The organism is Methylobacillus pratensis, assembly GCF_054072455.1.
Map to the genome: position 1 here is coordinate 121,693 of NZ_JBSUSR010000008.1, position 17,494 is coordinate 139,186.

Consider the following 17,494-nt stretch of genomic DNA (forward strand, 5'->3'; position numbering starts at 1 on the left):
GATGAGCTCAACTAACTTTCGATGGTGTCAGGCTGCAGCAGCGCCTGTTTTCGACCAGGGGCCAGCAGTTCAGCAGCAATAAGCGCATCAATCCCAGCCTCCGTTCTCGGATCTTCCAAATCGATAAAGCTTGCGGCCAGCAAACGGTCGTACCACAGTTTAATTACTGGGGATGTCAATGTCGCGGTTACCACTGCAAGCTGCTCTGTCTCTGTGAAACGGTCAAGATATTCAAGGCTAGTGAATCTAGTCTTGCTCAACTCTTGCTCATCAAGTGGCAATGAAGAATTCAAGTGCTCGGCAATTTCAGACTCACTCATGGCGACCATATCTTCAGTGATTAGACTTTCTTGCCCATCATCGAATGCATAAACCTCGCCATTCAGTTTATAAAAATTCATGTTAAATTCCCCTCAAACCAGGAAGTGACAGACGTGAAACCGGAAGTTTGATATGTAGCACCCGGAGGTATCACACAAAAAATAACGGTTGACAGGGCGCCGGAAGATGAAGTGCCGGAACGTACAACATTTAATCCATTCACCATCAGATAGCCAGTCGTGCTAGCGGGAGCAACAACAAGGGCGCTTACGAAACGAAAACTTTGCGCAGAATTTGTATAAATGGTATTTACAGCACGGCTCGCAGTCACATCTCCCCATGTAAAAGAAAAGATGTTTTTAAGCCCGCCTGCCGATACAGCACTGTTTCCCGTTAAAGACTTCACCTCTCCAGCAGTGGCCAGCCTAACCAAACCCTTGACGGTCTCACTAGCATCGGGCGCGATATTCTCACCAATAATGCCCAGCAGAGCCGTAAGAATCTGCGTGTTGTCTTCCGGGTCAAGTTCCGCCCCCGTATACTCCACGATGCCTGCCAACTCTTCCTGCCAGCTATTGAATAGGCGGGCCGCGAGTTCGGTAGCATTGATGCCCGCAGTCTTGTTGCTATCTCTGAATCCAGTTTTTCCAGGACCATTGAGATCCGGCACGCTGTTCGGCGTATCAATTCTTCGCATTTATTCGTCCCCTACATAGGCAAAAATGACATTGGTGTGGGCAGGCTTCAGCCTGTTGATGCGGCATTCAATCGCTTCATCCCCAAAACTCTGCAATGGAACGTCGCAAGGCCCGTCGCACACCGCCTCGAAATAGCCGCCATCGGATGGCAAATTCAATTGCCAGGTAAAAATATCCGCCTCGGACCACAAGGCGTAATCACACGGATCCTCGCAGGTCATGGGTCTGAACTCGTCGATCGTAGCGCCCTGGTAGCCCATGCTGGCAGCCAACTCCAGGAAATATTGCCTGCTCTGCCCGCCGCGCATCGTGATCTTGGCGGCCAGGGCAGCCCGGCGCTGGTCTACCGTTTGGCCTTCATCTGTCACACATGGATCCGGCAACCCCGCGACCCGCTCCCAATCGGCAAGTAGTTCATAGGTGGTGCGCGGGTCGGCTTCGTTCAGCAGGTCAATGACGCGCAGATTGATGCGCGCCAGCTCGTCGGCAAAGTTCGCCAGCTGCTCGAACAACACCGTGTCCACCTCGCGCGGCCAGGCCGGCCCCTTGGGCAACAGGGCCAGCAGCTGCTGGAGGTTTTCTTGCGCGCTTACAGCCATGTGATCGTTCCCATGGTGAGGATCTGGCCTGTTCCGGTGGTGACGTCAGCCGACGGATCTACAAGCACGTGATCGGTTTCGCCCGGCGCCAAGGATATCGCCTCGTTGATGTGACTGAGCAGGAGTCCACCTCCAGGCACAGCCTCGCGGCGTATCAGGTCTTCCAGCTCGGCCTGCACGGCATCGCGCACTGCCGACGTATTCGGCGTGACCGACATCTCGAAATCAAGCTGCACCGGGATTGGCGCAGCAACAAAGCATTCCTTCACAGTCACCGGCCGGCGTTCATCGATGTAGGCCTGCACGGTCGCTACCTCGCCGGCATCGGGGATCGGGTCATCGTCGTCATCGCGCATGAAACGGATGGTGACCGTCCCAGGTCCAAGTTCTTGCGGATATACCCATGCCCTGGTCACGCCGGGCACTTCCAGCGCCCAGGTGATGTAATCGTTGGCAGAGCCGCCATGCGGCGGTTCCTGTATGCGGTTGATCAATCGCGCGCGCAGGCTGGCATCGTCCTCCTGGTCGGCCCCGCCGCTGAGGCCGCCTGTTGCCACGGTGGCGGCGCCGGCAATGCCCGGGATGGTCTCGGTCAAGGTTAGCGTTTCACCCACGGCAAGGTTGCCCAGGCTGCCCCGGTCCGCTGGGTTGCGCCCTAGCACGGCACGAACGGCCACGAGCGCATTGCCCGTAACTACAGTGGCATCCGTCTCGACGCTGTATTCAACGCCGGCACCGGAAACGAACACCTTACCGGCCTCGATGACAGTACCATCCGTCCCGGTCACAATCACGTTGCCGCTGGCAGCAGCTGCCGGAATGCGCGGCTGGGTGAGCCACAATGTTGCCCAGCGGTCGAGGTAATCGGATTCGGCAGTATCATAGATCACCTGGGCGGAGATGAAGTCCAAGTGCCCATGCAGCTCATGGGATGCCCCGGCGATTTCCCGGGCGTACACCTCGGCATCGCTCCGCCGCAATTGCTCCGTGGTCAGGCGGCTCTTGATGCCGGCCAGAACACGGTTGACCAGGTCTTTTAGGCTGGGTCGGTTAAACGGCACGGATGATCTCCCACGCTTGGTCAAAGGCCAGTTCGATCACCGTGCCTTCCACCCTGTAAATCGTACATACCAGCGCCAGGCCTTCGCGGCCGTAGCGCTCTGCTGTCACTTCCACCTTGCTCGCCACGCCGTCGTCCAGCAGCCATTGCAGTGCCTCGCGGCCATACTGCCGGGCGCGGATGAAGGTTTCAGGGAGAATCTTTTCTCGGCTCAACAGCCACAAGCGGCTGCCGATCCTGTCGTTCACCACCGGCGGCTCGGCAACATCGCCCCACCACCCCATGCGCTCGCCGTCCGCCTTGTCGTCGGCATTGGCCCGGCGCCAGGTGAACAGGCTGATGATCACGGCGCGGATCAGCTGCTGTTCCTGCGGCAATGCCGTGCTTTCCACCCCGTTCACTTTCAGGATGTAGTCGATATCGATCATGGGATCTCGGGAGGATGAATTGGGTTGGATGTCCCGGGCGCTGCGCCCTGGGTGTAGGTGTTCTTGCGGTCCGGCAACCACTCTTCGCCATGGCCATTGCACTCGATGATCAAGCGCTCGTTGCCGTGGATCCGCACATTGCGGCCGCGCAATTCCACGTCGAGGTGCGATTCGATCTTGATGCCGTCCCGCGTCAGGTGCACCACTTGCCCCTGGTCGTCGTACATCGCCACCTCGCCGGGCTTTGCCTCGGTGAGACGGAAGCGCTTGTCGCCCACGCAGATCACCACGCCATGCGAGCGGTCCCCACAGAAAAACAGCCCGACACCCTCAGCCCCGGCAAGCGGGCTGCTGGTAAAGCCATAGGCTTCGAACTGTTCAATGTCGGTCTTGCCCTCGCCTGCCAGCGCGCCAATCTGCACGCGTTGGGTCTTGAGGGCGCTGTTGACTGCCGTGATGGTCACGCGGGTGATCATGTTGGTGATGCGGCGCTTGATCGGGGCAAGCATACGGTCAATCAAGCGTTCCATACATCACCCCGTCTTTACCGGAAATTCCACCAAGTGGGCGTCTTTCAGCCAATCGGCATCATTGCCGCCCTTGCCCTTCTTTTTCTTACGGGCCTCGGGGCTGGGGATGTACCCGGCCAAGGGCCCCAGCTTGAGGGTGGTTGTCGTACCGCCCGCGCCCTTGCGATACACCACCTCGACAATCAGGCGGTCGTCGTCAAAGCCGATCACCGGGTCCACGACGCGCACCAACTGGTTCGGCAGCCATAAAGCAGTGTCGGCCTGCCGCCAGCCTTGCACGGTATAAACCACTTCCTGCGCCTTGGCCTGGCGGTTCAACGCTTCGTACTGCACCCGGTCCGCACAGGTTTGGGTGTCGACCTGCCCCGATTGCGTAAGGATCAGCTTGCGGTAGCGCCCGAGGGAGTTATCGCTGATGCGCGCATTGGACGTGGTGCTCAGCTGCGCATCGTCTTCATCGCTGCCAGCCTGCTGGCCCTTGCATTCGTAATAGGTGAATACATCCTTATAATCCAGGCCGATATCCGCCTGCAGGATGTTCTCACCCATCCTCAACGCGGTAGTCGCCTTGCCTCCGCTACCCGGCTCGATCAGCACCACATTGCCCTCGCCGTCGTCGGTAGAGAGCAATTGGCGTAGTGAGAGCAGGCGGCCGATGGATTCAAACACCGTTTCGCCTGGCTGTATCTGGTGGTCCTGGATGGCAGCGCCCGTGTCCACCTGGGCCGTCACCGATACGCCGTAAGGCTTGGCAAGGTCCGCCAGGATGCTTTCCACCTTGCGGCGGCGCCATTGCCCGGCACCGAACTCGGCAGAGCAATCCACCAGGTCCCCGGTCTTACTGCGGCCGGATACGCCCACGCTCACCTGCTCGCTGTCGTAGCTGATCGGCGTGGCGTCGATGTAGCCAGTCAGCAGCTTGTTGCTGCCGATCCACAGCTCGCACAAGTCGCCTGGCCTTACCAGGCGTTCCAGCCCGGTGGACTTCGGCCATTGGCGGGTGATCTCAAGCTTGAAGTCGCGTGCCTGGCGCTCTATGCCCGCCGCAATCTCGATCTCCGTCCACCCTGAAAACTCATAGCCCCCAACCTTCAGCGTTACGTCATCGTCATTCATGAGGCCAGCACCTTCAGCGGCTCTGTCGGCACAAAGCCAGGGTTGCGGATCCGATTGCGGGCGATGATCTCGCCCTCCCGGTCCACGGATTCATAGAGGTCATACGCCAGCACCAGGCCGGGCTGCACCTGCACCGGCACAATCTCGCGCAGCCGCACCGATTCCTGCATGCGCGTGCTCATGTCGGTATGGATCTTGGCGCGCAGGTCAGCCAGCGCCACATAGATATCGTCATTGGCCTGCAGCATTTCATCATCGATCGCGGCCAGGGTCTCGTTGCGCAGCTGCTCGGCATCGTCGTACACCGGCAACGGCATCACCGCCGTCATGCCGCCCACCTGGGTAATGATCGCAGCGCGCATCAAGTCGTTGATCGCATCGCGGTTGTCGAGGATCTGCGTGCGAATCGGCGTTGTACTGCCAGACCGCGTTTCGCGCTGGAACAAGCCCAGGGCGCGCAACGTGGTCAATGCGCGGTTCAGGTTGATCGCATCGGAAATGCTGTAGCCCGTCACCATGTTGTTGGACGTGGTGATCACGGCTCCCACCTTGGAGAAGATGCCGAACAAGCGCCGGCCCATTTCCACCGGGTTGTTCACCATGTCGCCGAACACACCCTCAAGCGACCCGATTGGGTTATTGAGCACGCCGCCCACCTTGCCCACCGCGCCCTCAATCTCGCTCACCGCCCCTTCGGCAGCGGCAATGGCGTCTTCCACCCCGTAGGCCGGCAGGCCATCGACATCGAACACCTCGCTGAACTGCTCAATGGCAGTTTCTTCCAGCACCTCAACGGCGGATATCGTCTGCCGGCTGGTCGCGATGCGGGCGGTAGGGAATGTCACCTCCCCCGCCTGCACGAAGCTGATATCGAAGCGGCACATGCCGCCCTCGGCGTTGGAGTGCACCAGGCGGTAAGTCTCTACCGCCATCTGCAGGCTATGCGTCCAGGGCAATACCAGGTCGCCCGCTCCCTTCGCTTCCAGCGCCTCAAGCAACGCATCCCGCGCCGCCATGTATTCCGGCCCGATCACATAGGCTGAGACATTCTTGGTGCGCGCCTTGAGCCCGGTATCCTCGAAGTAAGGCGTATCACGGAACGGGTACTCGTGCAGCTGCCCACGACGGCCGCCCGACATCTCCTCGCTCTCGACATGGAACGCAACACCCCTGAAGGATGCCGCTAACAACTCATCCTGCCAGGCCATGGGTTACCTCTCGATTAAAACGGTGTGACGAATGGGCGGTATCCCACCTCGGGATTGAACGACATGCCCGACTGGTTAGTGCTGCCGGGCGATACCCGCATGCCCTGGGGCGCATTCTCGAACTTCACCACCATCTCGCCGTTCACCTGGGCGCGGTTCATGTCCTTCACCCGGGGGCTGAGCGCCGGCCGATTGCCGGATTCATCCTGTGCAGACGTCTGCACACTCATGTTGGCGCCGGCGGACTGCACGCCCCGGATTTTGTCGAACAATGAGCTGAAGAAATTGAAGACCCCACCCCAAGCCTTGAGGATCAAGTTGATCGGGTTCCAGCTGAATATTTCAAGAAGGAAATCCCACCAATCCTGAACCACCAACTTGAGGCCATTCCAAAGGTTTTCCCAAAAACCTTTCAATGGGTCCCATTGCTTGATGATCTTGTAGGCAGCCCACGCGATCAAAGCCAAGGTTCCAACAATAAGCAACATCACAGGATTAGTTAGCAGTAGGGTTTTGGTTGCCTTATCCCAGGTGAAGATCAAACCGAATATCACTTTACTTAAAGTTCCAACCGCAAAAATAATCTGAAATATGGAAGCCACCGGCCCTGCCAGCATTATTAAACCAACCGCTATCAACACGGTTTTCAAACCACCCATGGCGTTGATGAAATCTCTTATGCTTGCCACGCCAGATTTAAAGCCCTGCCACATTGCGGCCCAATCTATTTCACTAGCCCATCTCATAACCTGGTCAACGATCTCACCAAGATTTCTGGATATCTCGTCTGCCAATCGGGTCAATGTGCCGTCCGCTTCCCAAGCGGCAAATCGGTCAATTACGACCTGTAGGTTGCCTTTCAGTTTTTCAAACAACCCGCGCTCGCCAATCCAACGTGCAAAGTTAAGGACATAGCCCTTAATCATTGCCAACTGTCCATCCCAGCTGCTGGAAAGTTTCTCCATCGCCCCGCCATAACGGCGATTCCAAATGCCTGTAACAACCGCTTCGATCTGAGCGCGGTTATTGGCCTTGGCCTTTTCCACCATCATCTTGCCGTTTTCGTTCCAGCTATAAGCGATGGTGTCACCCGTCTTCTTTGCAGTAATGCCAAAGGACTTTAGGCTTTCACTCTCACCCACCATGGCGCTGGACAATGCCCCAACAACATCCATAATGTTCTTACCCATGCCGGCTGCCGCATCCCCCACCGATCGCAAGCTGCCATTGGTCGGATCAATCCCATACGCGCGCAACTGCACATACGCTTCGGTCACTTCGTCCAGGTCATACGGTGTTTCATTCGAAAATTTATCTATCCACTGGATCGATTTTCGGGCCGTTTCCGCACTTCCCTCTATAGTGGAGAGGATGGATTCGAACTTCTCGAACTTGGAGTTTTCCCCCACAATCGTGCGCAGCGCGCCGAAGATGCCGCCAGTAAGGGCTGCACCACCAATACCAAGCTTGGTAAGCAAATCGCCGCCGGCTACACGGATATCACCTAAAGCTTTTTTGGTGATCTTGATATTTTTTTGAATACCTTTGAGACTTGGCGATAGTTTATCTACCGCACTGATGATGGCTTTCAGCTGGAACTTATCTGCCATAATCCTTCTCCTGCTTTTCCGCGATGCGGTTTGTTTGCTCAATAAACAACGAAAGCCGCGATAGCGGCTTTGCGAGTAGTACATCCGGGTCTATCTGCCAGGCATAACCCAGGTCAAACACCAGCTCTAGGAACTGGCTTCTGCTTCGGTCGGCGTCTCCTGGTCCGGCTCCGATTCCCCGAAAAAACCCATGATCATCCCGCTCAATAGGGAAAGGTCGCCAGGGCTCACCTGCTTCGCGCTTTCCTTGGGGATGGCCGCCAATTTTGAGATGTATTGATAAACGACATTTGTGCGTATCTCAATGCCGGTGTCTCCGTTGGCTTTAGTAATCACCAGGTAGGGAAACCCAAACTTCTCAATATCATCGCCGGTCGGCTCGCGCAGGGTCAGTTCCGTGACTTCCTCGCCGTGGGCCTTGATTGGCTTCTTGAGTTTAAAAATTTCGCCGCTCATTATTGATACTCTCCATCGCCTTCGAACCGCAGCTCGACGGTGCCGTCATCGTTTGCAACATCGCTCTCATCCACCAGATATGCGCCTGAGAGCACGTAGGTCTTGCCATTCGCCAATTCCGCCGTGATGGTCATATCCTCACCCTCGGTCACCTTTTCGACCGGGAAATCGGCATCGAAGGCGAAGGCGCCGGATATGTACCCGGCACGCAGCGTTTCCTTGTAGCCTGCCACCTTCGTCTGGCCTAGCACGCTCTCGCGCACCTTGGTGTTCAGCGGGACTTGCAGCGAGCCGGTGCATTCCAGCTGCTCGCCGTCGATCTTGAAATACACCACCCCGGCAATACGTTTTGCAGCCATGGGATTCTCCAAATAAAAAAGCCCGCGCTAGGCGGGCTTGTGTTGATGAAAAACTCTACGCCGCGTACTGCAAGCGGAACTGCGCCAGCACCGCAAACACACGCAGCTGGTTGACCAGGTCTGGCGGGAACAGCACGTCGAGCCGGTTCGGATCGTTGGCATTGCGCTCCACGATCAGGTTGTCGGCAAACAGCCTGTAATTCTCTACCAGGCCTTCCAGCTCCATAGCCTTGTATTCAGCAAGGAACTCGGCCCGTGCCACCTTGGGCGTAATGATCGCCTGGCCGCTGCCGAAGGTCGTGCCGTCGTTTGCCAGCTTGTGGCGCGGGTATTTTTGCGTGATGCGGTAACGCATGCGGCGGATGATCACCGCCAGTTGGTGCATGGTCTCGCTGTCCAGGTAGCTCGGGTCGGCCTGGCCCCACTTGTTTTTCTGGTAAGTGGTGATGGCCCGCTCGATCAGCACATTGCCGCCAGCGTCGACGATGCTGGTTGCAATTCCCGAGTTCAGCAGGGTTTCGCGCTCGGTCTTGATAAAGCGCTGGCTGGCCGGTGCAGGCAGGATGCCATGCAGCACGCCCGTCTGTGTCGGCCTGGCAGGGTCTGCCTTGATGAACACCGCATTGCGCGCGCCGTAGGCTGCCGCATATTCCCAGCTGGGGTTCGGCACGCCTGGCTCGAAGCCTGCAATGGAGTGGTGTTGGTCGTTGCGCAGAACCCCGAAATTCTGCAGGTTCACAAAGCTGTCACGCTTCGCCGTGTACACATGGCCGTAGATCTGCTTGGTGTAGCTCCAGCGCCCGGCATCATCGTTCATCAGGCTCTTGAACTCATCCAGTGTGCCAGTATCGGCATATGGGTGGATGATGAAGTCAAACTCCTCATCGCCCAGCGCCGCAATCGCCGCATCGAAGTCCGGCACGCCGGTGCCGCCTGTCGGCTGCACCAGGGTAACCACAAGGCCCGTCGGCGTGGTTTCGCCACCGGCGCTGCCACGGTAATTGAGCTGCAGGCGGATGTCGTTGCCCAACAGCCCCTTGTGGCGAGCGGTGACGGTGACCACCGCAGCCGCAGCTGCCGCAGTCACAGGCAGGCTGGCATCCGCGTTGATAGCCGCAGCCAGTGCGGTCGCCAGGTCGGCCGGCGTTTCGGAGACTGCTACCGGCACTTGCAGGCGGTCCCCGCCGATATAAAGATTGAGCGTACCGGCCTCGGAAGACGAGCCAGAGAACGTCACCGTGCCGGCTGCTGCCACCCCGGCGGCAGGGTCTGCCACAGGCAGGCACCACACTTCGCCGGCCAGGTCGTTAAGCCGCACAATCTCGTGCATGCTGGTTAGCATGGCGCCGAGGCCGAAGAGTCCGCGCGCTTCGTCGGTGCGGCTTACCAGCACCGGCACATCGGCAGGCGCAGTGCCTGCGGCGAGCTTTTGCCCGACCAGCAGAATGCGCTGGTTCTGGGTAAAGTAGCCCGCCTGGCTATTGTCCACCTCGGCATAGAACAGGGGGGATCGGATATTCTGAGGAATGGTGTTGAACGAGACGGTCATTTGGTAGCCCCTTTGGTCTTGCTGGTTGTTTCTTCACCTTCAGCCTTCACGGTTACATCGCCATCCGCGACACGGCGCAGCCAATAGGTGTCTTTCTGCACCTGGCGCCCCTCTTTGGGCAAATAGTCGCCCTTCACCGGATCAGGCACCTGCCTGCCGGAAACTGGTATTACATGCATGTTCATGTCTCCTGGGTTTGTGGGATGACGAGCTCGGCGTGTACTTCAATGCGGCCATCCGGGCCTATGCTCACGAGGTTGGGATCGTAGGGATCAATACAGTCCATCTCGATACCCATACTTAAAAACGCTGGCAGCGCGGCATTGTGCACAGCTTGCCAGGTGTCCTCTTCAAGAATCACCGTCTGGGCGCTGAACTCGAATTGGTAGTACAAGTGCGCGCGGTTGACGTGGAGCACGGTGCCGCCTTCGTACTCAATACGGGTATGTTCCTCATCAGGCTCCCAGGTCAGCAACGCCCGGAACAGCTCTTTGCGGATCCGGTTGACCGCCTGGGCCACCGCGTGTTGTCCCCGCCCGTCCTGCTTGTTGTTGAACACCACCACGACGGCAAACATATCGCGAATGATCTGCCGGTATCCGTTCTGGCTTTGTTGCTCCAGCACTTCGTCATCCATCGGAATGACGTAGCCGCTGGGGAAATCCATGCTTTGCTCTTCCTGCAGCGCAGCAAACTCTGCCGCCCCTGCAAACCGCCGGTTGGGCGCCTCACCAAAGCTCGGGCAACGCTCTTTCAGGGCGATGATGATATTGGTCAGGTCCATGTCACTTCCTTGGGATCAGTGCGTCTTGCAAGGCGCTCGAGATGGTGGACTGGGTTCTGAATCTTTCTATGCGCAGCGCCTCGACCATGTAGTTGCTGCGAGGCTTTAGATTGTTTTTTTCGCTACCGTAATGCAGGAAAGCCGGGTAGAAATCCTTGCCCATGGCTGTGATCTTTTCCGGTGCGATGCGGACCAGGAAGCCAGGCCTGGAGACTTTCACCTTGATAGAGCGCATTAACGCGCCGGTGCTACGGCTTGGAGCCTGCCCAGGCCGCGACACGCCACCGCGCCGTGAGACCAGTTTCCGGGATTGGCGCTGGACATTCCGGCCAACTAGACGCATAGCCTTGCGGATCTTGACCTTGTCGAAGTCGATCCGGGCATAGCCCTCCCACTTCACATTGACTTCGGCCCAGCTGCCCTCTCTAGCCATCGCATAACTCCTTTAGCAGCTCTGTCTGAATCAAGAGGTGATGCCGTTCGGATTTCAGTTCGTCCGAGCGTTTCACACGGTACCTGTACCATGCATCGCCATCTCGGCATTCAATGACGTGATCGCCGCCAATGCCATGACGTGTCAGGCCAATACTGGCATCCATCCGCACCTTGAAACTGTGCGTTACTGATTCCGCGATTTGGATGGCCCCAAAGAACAACGCATTACCCACCGGCACCATTTCCGCCCATACTTCAGCCACCAGGCAATAATGCTCATGAACCCCGCCGCCCATGGTAGGCTGCCCTTCCCGCTTCTTGATGCGGATGCGCTCACGCAATGCACCGGCTCCCATCACACGCCCATCCATGAGCGGTATGGTTGCAACAGGTGCTGTACTCCAAGCGGCATTTCTGCAACGCCTGTTGGCGCCGTCGCTTCGCGGTTCGCGTAAAAGTGGCCGACATAAAGCAGGATGGCATGCCTTACCGGGGAAGGAATCACGCCGTAGTTGCCAACCTTCATCACGATCTTGACCGCGTCGAATACCGGCGAGAGCTGTGGTAGTAAGGCATCATTGAATACAAGCTGCTCCGGCGTAACAAAGCTATTGAGCCTATACGCGTCCGGGTCCAATACACCAACCTGCCCCTCCGGGTCCGAGTAGCTCACCGAAACCACCTCAGTGACGGGCGAAACGCGCAATTCATAAGGATTGCGGGGCCACATGCACAAAGCCATTTCAATGGTCTGTTCAACAACGAACCAACCCAGGAAACCCTCACATGACGCTCTAGCGACGGAGATCAGGTCAAGGATGTATTTATCCTCTTCCGACCCATCTACCCTCAAGTGAAGCTTGGCTTCCTCAAGCGTGACCGGCTCGGCCGCTGGCGGCGTGATAACACGGTATTGCATCAATCAGCCTTGGTTGAGTTGGAGTCTGTCTGGGTTTTGTTCTGCGCAACCGGCGCTTTCTTGTTCTGCGAAGTAGGTGCAGATTTCACTTCGGAAACCTTTACCAAACCATGCTTTTCGAGATCCCGCGCGGTCGACTCGGCAATGTCCAGATCATCACCGCGGCGGACATTGAGCGAGTCATGGGTAAAACTTTCCAACGCTACTGCTTTAACCATTTTGTTCTCCTATAAAGGCCATCTGCAATTTACGCAGATGGCCCCGTTAGCTGTTAAGGGGCTGGTGTGATGTCGCCCTTCACGAATGCTTCAGGGCGATACACAGCAAGGGCCAGACGCTCTTCAGCACGAATGGTGATCATGTTTTTCACAAAATCATCCTCGTTCTGAGTTGCGATAACGACATTGGCCTGCTCGCGATCGAACACTTGCGCACCCACCTGGAAAGCACCCACCAGGAAGGTATCGACTGTCATGGCCTGGGTTGCCACCACCGGACGGCCCCACAATCCCGGAGCAGCAAGGCTTTGTGGATTCGCAAAAATGTAAGCGCCGTTGTCGTCCTTGGTCAGCTCGATGGCCGCCCAATCGGACGGATGCAGGACGATGCCTGTGGCTGGGAATTCTGCAAGCTCGGCTTGCAGCAAGGCCAGCCGCAGTACGTCAATGCGGGTCGGATCCGCCACGACGATAGGGGCAGCATATGCTGTTGCCTGGGTATAGATGCCGTTCAGGTTATTGCCGACGCCGCTACCCTTTAGTAATTGGTTTTCTTCAACAAGGGCCAAGCCGTAACGCAAGCGGCCGTCGATATAGGATTGCAATTGCGCGAAATCATCCAGTATCTGCTTGGAAGCTTTCACGAAATGGGCCAGGGTGATGACATTGGCATTCACTAAGTCAAACGTGATATCCGACTCTGCCTTTTTAACGCCTTCAGCCTGGGGAGCTGCGCTATTGGTGAATCCGGTTTCCTTCAGGTACTGGATGGCATTGGATTCAGTTCGGCCAGGCGTGATCAGGTCGCGCACCGTCAAACGGCGCTGGGCCAAACTCACGATACCGGGCAAGCGGTCAGGGGCAACACCGTCGCCCGCGCTGGCAGGCAAACTTGTGATGGCCTTGATCGGGAAGCTGACGCTGGAATTGCGCGGATCTCCCTTTGCCAGGTATTCCTTGAATTGCTCGGATTTGATGAATTGTTGCCCAACCGTTTCTTCGGCCTCATCGCTGCCGCCGGCAGTCTGCTTGTCCAGCTTTTGCTCGGCTTCCTGCAGGCGGGCCTGCAATTCGCCCTGCTTGACCAGCAGTTCGTCGACCTTTGTTTTGGTCTCGGCAGATAGATCGCCGGCTTTCTTGGCCTCGGCCAGGGCCTTCTCGCCCTGGGTCTTGATATCGTCGCCAATGCGTTTCAGCTCTTTCTGAACGGCTTCGATTGTGGCTTCTGGAGGTGCATCCCACAGCAGCATGCCGGTTCGCGTCATGTAGGCAAGGGAGACGTCGCCCAAGTATTGTTTTACGGCTGGCGCCAGCATCAGCAACAACGCTGGGACCAACACCAGGGTGAGTAAGATTGCAGTCATTTTCACGATTGTTTTCCTCAATAAAAAAGCCCGCATAAGCGGGCTTGTGTGGAGACAGGGTTATTTACAGTGGCAGCTCGAACCCTTTAAGGGCCTGCAGCAATTCGCTGGATTTGCTGTCAGCCTCGCGCTGACCAAGCAATTTGCTCAAGCCATTGCCAGCGATAGCCTTGGCTTGAGAATTTGAGAACCCTGCCTCACACAGGAAATCCTCGAATTCACGCAATGTCGGCAACTGCCCTTCGGCAAGCCGGGTTTTCACCGCATCAATCAGCGCTTCTTCATTGGCTGGGAAGGTGACAATGCTGATTTCGACCAGGTCTAGCTTTTGCAGCGTGCGGATCCGGTCTTTTTCATTCCAGGAATCTTCCAGGACGTAATACCCAATGGATAGCCCCTTGACCACCCGGCGCTTCATGAGCGCATATGCTTCCTTCGCCCTCGGGATTTCATCCTTGAGCAGGAAGCCTTGAACCTTCAGGCCATGGTCATCTTCTGCAAGATCGTCGTAGCCGCCAATCGGCTCGCTTCCCCAGTGCTGCCACAGGGCAGGCAGCGGGTCGCCGGTGGATTTGATCTTTTCAAGGCTTTCCTTGAACGCACCCGGCGCCACGATTTCACGGTAGGAATCCAGCACGCCGAACACCGAACCGTAGCCTGTAAAGGTTCCATCATCGTTTACCGAATCAGCCTTGAATCCGATCTGTTTGCGCTTGAGTTGCAAGCCTGCGTCTTTACTTCTCATCATTCATCCTCGCCCGAATTGTTGTTGAGGAAATTGCGCAGCGCCTCGGCGGCTGCCTGGTCCTTGATGTTGAGCCCCAACATATCGATCGGCAGTAAATTGGATTGCACCGTCAATACGGAAGCGTTGCCACCCATGGCCGGCAGGTTTTCCTTGCGCCTGCAATCGTCGCGGGTGTAAATACCGTTCTGCGTCATGCTGGAATAGAAAGCAGCTCTTGCGGCGCTGTCACCCCTAAGCAAGCCCTCTATCGCAAACTCAGCGGAAAGGTTCCGCTTTTCAATCGGGTTGAACAGGTCCTTCTTGATCGATTGTTCAATCCTCACAGCCCAGGGCCGAAGGGTGAACGTCAGGAACGCGATCATCATTTGCTCAATGCCTGTGCCCCACTGGGTAGTGCCTTGCTTGTGCCCTACCAGCGAAGGGTCCACGCGGAACCATCGGCAGATTTCTTCCACATTGAAACTACGCGAAGACAGCAATTCAGCATCCTGCGGGTTCATGGAAAGTTGCTGGAACCCCACACCCTTTTCCATCACCATCACGCCGCCAGATGCAGACACTTGAGCCACGTGTTCGCGCACCTGCTGGCGCTGCTCTTTGGTCAGCACAGCATCCATCAGCACCAGTCCTGGCGACCTCATGGCGTTCTTGAAGGTATCGGCACTCGCTTCATCTGCCGACATCGCAGCCCCGAAGACATTCGCCCCAACCTGAACCGGTGTTAGACCATTGACGCCGTCAACCGTGAAGGCTGGCGTATGCCACATATTGGCGGCAGAAATTATCCGCGCCTTGCCTGTTTTCGGATCGGTATAACGGTATTCATAATCACCGTCCGCCAGCAGCCTTCTGGTGACTAGGTTGGGCATCAGGAATACAAGCGACGTGATGGTATTGCCGCTCATTTTCTTTTCCACGTATGTCCGGCCCCATAACAGCAAGCTGGCAATGAAGGCTTGCCAGAAAACAGCGGCGGTCATATCTGCATTGGGCTGCGTGTGCAACAGATAATAGAGCTGATGGTTTTTGACAGGCTCTTTTGAGCCGTCGTCCAACACCTTGTCCACACTGACGGGCAGCGTGGAGAGTGTCTCCGAAATCAGGCGGACGCAAGACCACACAGCACTCAGTTGCAGGGCCGCATTTACCGACACCGCCTTGCCGCTGAAATTATTGCTTCCGAGCCAGCGGCCCCAAAACTCCCCGTCCGTGAGCCGAATAGTGCCTGGATCAACACCAATGATTCCCTTGACGCTGAGCCCCTTTCCGATCACCTTCCATAGTGAATCAGCCACGTGCCAACCCTCGGAAAATAATCGCAGCAATCAGGTAGAAATGAATTGCAGCCACCATGAAAGCCCAGCCAGTACCAGCCAGAAGATACATCCCGGCGATACTCAGTGCCGAAGCCATTACAAACCCTGACACAGCCATAACGGCGGGAGAAAGTAGGTTTTTCATCAGGATCAGCTCACAATGATTGGATCACTCAAGAAGTCATCCAGGTTTTCTGTTGTTTCAGCATGGGATGCGCAACCAGTTGCCATGATCCCAGCCACAATACCGTCGACGCGACCGCTTGCCCTTTCCTTGGCAACTTTTCTGTTGCCGGCGGGATCCGTCATCACGATTGCGTTCGCCGCACACCAGGTCATGACAGGGTTTCCATCGTGCCGCATTTCCCTGGAGAGCAGCTGCCGCTCGAACTCATCAACAGCCGGCCCCATGTCCTTATAGCCCTGACCAAATGGCTCCAGTGGCGCAATGGATAATCCCTCGCCATCAATAAAGCCTTTCAAGTCCTCGATGCGCCAGCGGTCAAACGCAATTTTTTGCACGTCGTACAGGCCGCAAAGCTCGGCCAGCTTGTGTGCGATCTCGAGCTTGTTCACCGCCCTTCCCGGCAGGGCAATCAGATGGCCGGCATCGCGCCAGGCAATATACGGCACCCGATCGCGGTCGGCCTTTTCGTGTAGACCATCGCCTGGCAGCCAGAACCATGGCTTGAGGCGCCATACGGGATCTTCCGGTATGGGCTCGAATTTCAGCACCAAGGATGTCAAATCCTGGGTGCTGGACAGATCCAACCCGCCCCAGCATCGCCTGTTTAGTAGCAAGGCTTCGTCAAATTCATCATCAGGCGCGCAACCGAACCAGACATCAGAACCAATCCAGGGCGACTCTGCCTCCCCCCACTGGCAGAAGTTAAGGCGCCGCACCACCGATTCCTTGCTCGGCATCCCTCGCGCCTGGGTCACCTGCTCGCGCAGGTACTTCAGCCCAGGCAATCCGTCATCAAGGCTTGGGTTGACTTTGGGCCAGCAAGACTCATCGGCAAATGGGTCGTCGCCTTCATCAAGCGCACACACGTAGCCGAAAAAGCTATCGTCGGCGATGACACCGGCTGCAACCTTGCATGCGTAATCGTGATAGTCCCAGCATACGGTCCGCTTGTCGGTACCGCTATTCGTGATCATCACAATCAGCGCTTGCTGCCGGGACTTCGTACCGGCGCGCAACATTTCCACCACGGCGTTGTTTTTATGCTCGTGGATTTCGTCCAGCAGTCCAATGTGCGGCCTGGGGCCTGATTGACCATCATCCGCAGAGATCGGACGGAAGAAACTGCCTTTGTCCAGGTACGCCAAGTTCCAGACGTTTTCCCCCACACCCGACTTGCGCAGCCGCGCAGAAAGCTGGGGCGACTGGTCGACCATGGCAACCGCATCGCGGAACAGAATCATGGCCTGGTCCTTCTTGGTGGCGCCGGCATAGATTTCCGCCCGAGCTTCACCGTCCGCCGTCAAACCATACAATCCAATGCCTGCCGCCAGCGGGCTTTTTCCGCTCCCTTTCCCTGTTTCGATGTAGGCCATGCGAAAGCGGCGCAAACCATCAGGATCAACCCAGCCCATCAACGAGCCGAGCGCGAATGCCTGCCAGCCAAGCACCTCGTAAGGCTTACCTTCGAACTGGCCGCCGTTCAACCGCAAAACATCCCGGAAATACCCGATCACCCTATCGACCTTTTCGAGGTCGAAAAAAAAGCCCCGGTCAGGGGCTTCTTTCAGGTCGCGCATGTGGCGCTTGCA

At 57.1% G+C, this 17,494-nt stretch carries 23 protein-coding genes; all 23 read right to left on the reverse strand.

The genetic code is table 11. The features are described from left to right. Window positions 1-11: 11 nt before the first annotated feature. Window positions 12-401 (reverse strand): hypothetical protein, encoded by a 390-nt coding sequence (locus ACW4YW_RS14990; protein WP_457138285.1) that lies wholly within the window; start codon window positions 399-401, stop codon window positions 12-14. Next, window positions 398-1,018, reverse strand: coding sequence for a hypothetical protein (locus ACW4YW_RS14995; protein ID WP_457138286.1), 621 nt, complete (start codon window positions 1,016-1,018; stop codon window positions 398-400). The genes ACW4YW_RS14990 and ACW4YW_RS14995 overlap by 4 nt, the downstream gene beginning before the upstream one ends. After that, window positions 1,019-1,618: a YmfQ family protein gene (locus ACW4YW_RS15000; protein ID WP_457138287.1), complete on the reverse strand. Its 600-nt coding sequence runs from the start codon at window positions 1,616-1,618 to the stop codon at window positions 1,019-1,021. Then, a complete protein-coding gene (locus ACW4YW_RS15005) occupies window positions 1,609-2,679 on the reverse strand; it encodes a baseplate J/gp47 family protein (RefSeq protein WP_457138288.1) in 1,071 nt (356 codons plus the stop codon). Before ACW4YW_RS15005 ends, ACW4YW_RS15000 begins: the two co-directional genes overlap by 10 nt. Continuing rightward, complete coding sequence (locus ACW4YW_RS15010) at window positions 2,669-3,106, reverse strand: phage GP46 family protein (RefSeq protein WP_457138289.1); 438 nt, start codon at window positions 3,104-3,106, stop codon at window positions 2,669-2,671. The genes ACW4YW_RS15005 and ACW4YW_RS15010 overlap by 11 nt, the downstream gene beginning before the upstream one ends. After that, window positions 3,103-3,636, reverse strand: a complete 534-nt coding sequence (locus tag ACW4YW_RS15015; protein WP_457138290.1) for a phage baseplate assembly protein V — start codon at window positions 3,634-3,636, stop codon at window positions 3,103-3,105. Before ACW4YW_RS15015 ends, ACW4YW_RS15010 begins: the two co-directional genes overlap by 4 nt. Window positions 3,637-3,639: 3 nt before the next feature. Continuing rightward, window positions 3,640-4,752, reverse strand: a complete 1,113-nt coding sequence (locus ACW4YW_RS15020) for a phage baseplate assembly protein (protein ID WP_457138291.1) — start codon at window positions 4,750-4,752, stop codon at window positions 3,640-3,642. Then, the gene (locus ACW4YW_RS15025; RefSeq protein WP_457138292.1) at window positions 4,749-5,960 is read right to left on the reverse strand and encodes a DNA circularization protein; all 1,212 of its coding nucleotides are present in this window, start codon (window positions 5,958-5,960) and stop codon (window positions 4,749-4,751) included. The genes ACW4YW_RS15020 and ACW4YW_RS15025 overlap by 4 nt, the downstream gene beginning before the upstream one ends. Before the next feature lie 14 nt (window positions 5,961-5,974). Further along, complete coding sequence (locus ACW4YW_RS15030; protein WP_457138293.1) at window positions 5,975-7,570, reverse strand: tape measure protein; 1,596 nt, start codon at window positions 7,568-7,570, stop codon at window positions 5,975-5,977. A 126-nt stretch (window positions 7,571-7,696) separates the two neighbouring features. Then, complete coding sequence (locus tag ACW4YW_RS15035; protein WP_457138294.1) at window positions 7,697-8,026, reverse strand: phage tail assembly protein; 330 nt, start codon at window positions 8,024-8,026, stop codon at window positions 7,697-7,699. Beyond that, window positions 8,026-8,385: a phage tail tube protein gene (locus ACW4YW_RS15040; RefSeq protein ID WP_457138295.1), complete on the reverse strand. Its 360-nt coding sequence runs from the start codon at window positions 8,383-8,385 to the stop codon at window positions 8,026-8,028. The genes ACW4YW_RS15035 and ACW4YW_RS15040 overlap by 1 nt, the downstream gene beginning before the upstream one ends. Window positions 8,386-8,440: 55 nt before the next feature. Then, on the reverse strand, window positions 8,441-9,934 hold the full coding sequence (locus ACW4YW_RS15045; protein WP_457138296.1) for a phage tail sheath subtilisin-like domain-containing protein: 1,494 nt from the start codon (window positions 9,932-9,934) through the stop codon (window positions 8,441-8,443). After that, window positions 9,931-10,113 (reverse strand): DUF2635 domain-containing protein, encoded by a 183-nt coding sequence (locus ACW4YW_RS15050; RefSeq protein WP_457138297.1) that lies wholly within the window; start codon window positions 10,111-10,113, stop codon window positions 9,931-9,933. The genes ACW4YW_RS15045 and ACW4YW_RS15050 overlap by 4 nt, the downstream gene beginning before the upstream one ends. A 2-nt stretch (window positions 10,114-10,115) precedes the next feature. Continuing rightward, a complete protein-coding gene (locus ACW4YW_RS15055; RefSeq protein ID WP_457138298.1) occupies window positions 10,116-10,718 on the reverse strand; it encodes a phage tail terminator protein in 603 nt (200 codons plus the stop codon). A 1-nt stretch (window position 10,719) separates the two neighbouring features. Then, window positions 10,720-11,151, reverse strand: coding sequence for a hypothetical protein (locus tag ACW4YW_RS15060; protein WP_457138299.1), 432 nt, complete (start codon window positions 11,149-11,151; stop codon window positions 10,720-10,722). After that, on the reverse strand, window positions 11,144-11,509 hold the full coding sequence (locus ACW4YW_RS15065) for a phage head completion protein (protein WP_457138300.1): 366 nt from the start codon (window positions 11,507-11,509) through the stop codon (window positions 11,144-11,146). The genes ACW4YW_RS15060 and ACW4YW_RS15065 overlap by 8 nt, the downstream gene beginning before the upstream one ends. Further along, on the reverse strand, window positions 11,509-12,072 hold the full coding sequence (locus ACW4YW_RS15070; RefSeq protein WP_457138301.1) for a head-tail connector protein: 564 nt from the start codon (window positions 12,070-12,072) through the stop codon (window positions 11,509-11,511). The genes ACW4YW_RS15065 and ACW4YW_RS15070 overlap by 1 nt, the downstream gene beginning before the upstream one ends. Next, entirely contained in the window at window positions 12,072-12,290 is a 219-nt protein-coding gene (locus tag ACW4YW_RS15075) for a hypothetical protein (protein WP_457138302.1), read from the reverse strand. Before ACW4YW_RS15075 ends, ACW4YW_RS15070 begins: the two co-directional genes overlap by 1 nt. A 53-nt stretch (window positions 12,291-12,343) precedes the next feature. Beyond that, entirely contained in the window at window positions 12,344-13,654 is a 1,311-nt protein-coding gene (locus ACW4YW_RS15080; protein ID WP_457138303.1) for a phage major capsid protein, read from the reverse strand. Between the two features lie 64 nt (window positions 13,655-13,718). Continuing rightward, window positions 13,719-14,402, reverse strand: a complete 684-nt coding sequence (locus ACW4YW_RS15085) for an HK97 family phage prohead protease (RefSeq protein WP_457138304.1) — start codon at window positions 14,400-14,402, stop codon at window positions 13,719-13,721. Beyond that, the gene (locus tag ACW4YW_RS15090; protein WP_457138305.1) at window positions 14,399-15,727 is read right to left on the reverse strand and encodes a phage portal protein; all 1,329 of its coding nucleotides are present in this window, start codon (window positions 15,725-15,727) and stop codon (window positions 14,399-14,401) included. Before ACW4YW_RS15090 ends, ACW4YW_RS15085 begins: the two co-directional genes overlap by 4 nt. Further along, window positions 15,690-15,863: a hypothetical protein gene (locus ACW4YW_RS15095; RefSeq protein ID WP_457138306.1), complete on the reverse strand. Its 174-nt coding sequence runs from the start codon at window positions 15,861-15,863 to the stop codon at window positions 15,690-15,692. Before ACW4YW_RS15095 ends, ACW4YW_RS15090 begins: the two co-directional genes overlap by 38 nt. Window positions 15,864-15,868: 5 nt before the next feature. After that, on the reverse strand, window positions 15,869-17,482 hold the full coding sequence (locus tag ACW4YW_RS15100; protein ID WP_457138307.1) for a terminase large subunit: 1,614 nt from the start codon (window positions 17,480-17,482) through the stop codon (window positions 15,869-15,871). Window positions 17,483-17,494: the final 12 nt, after the last annotated feature.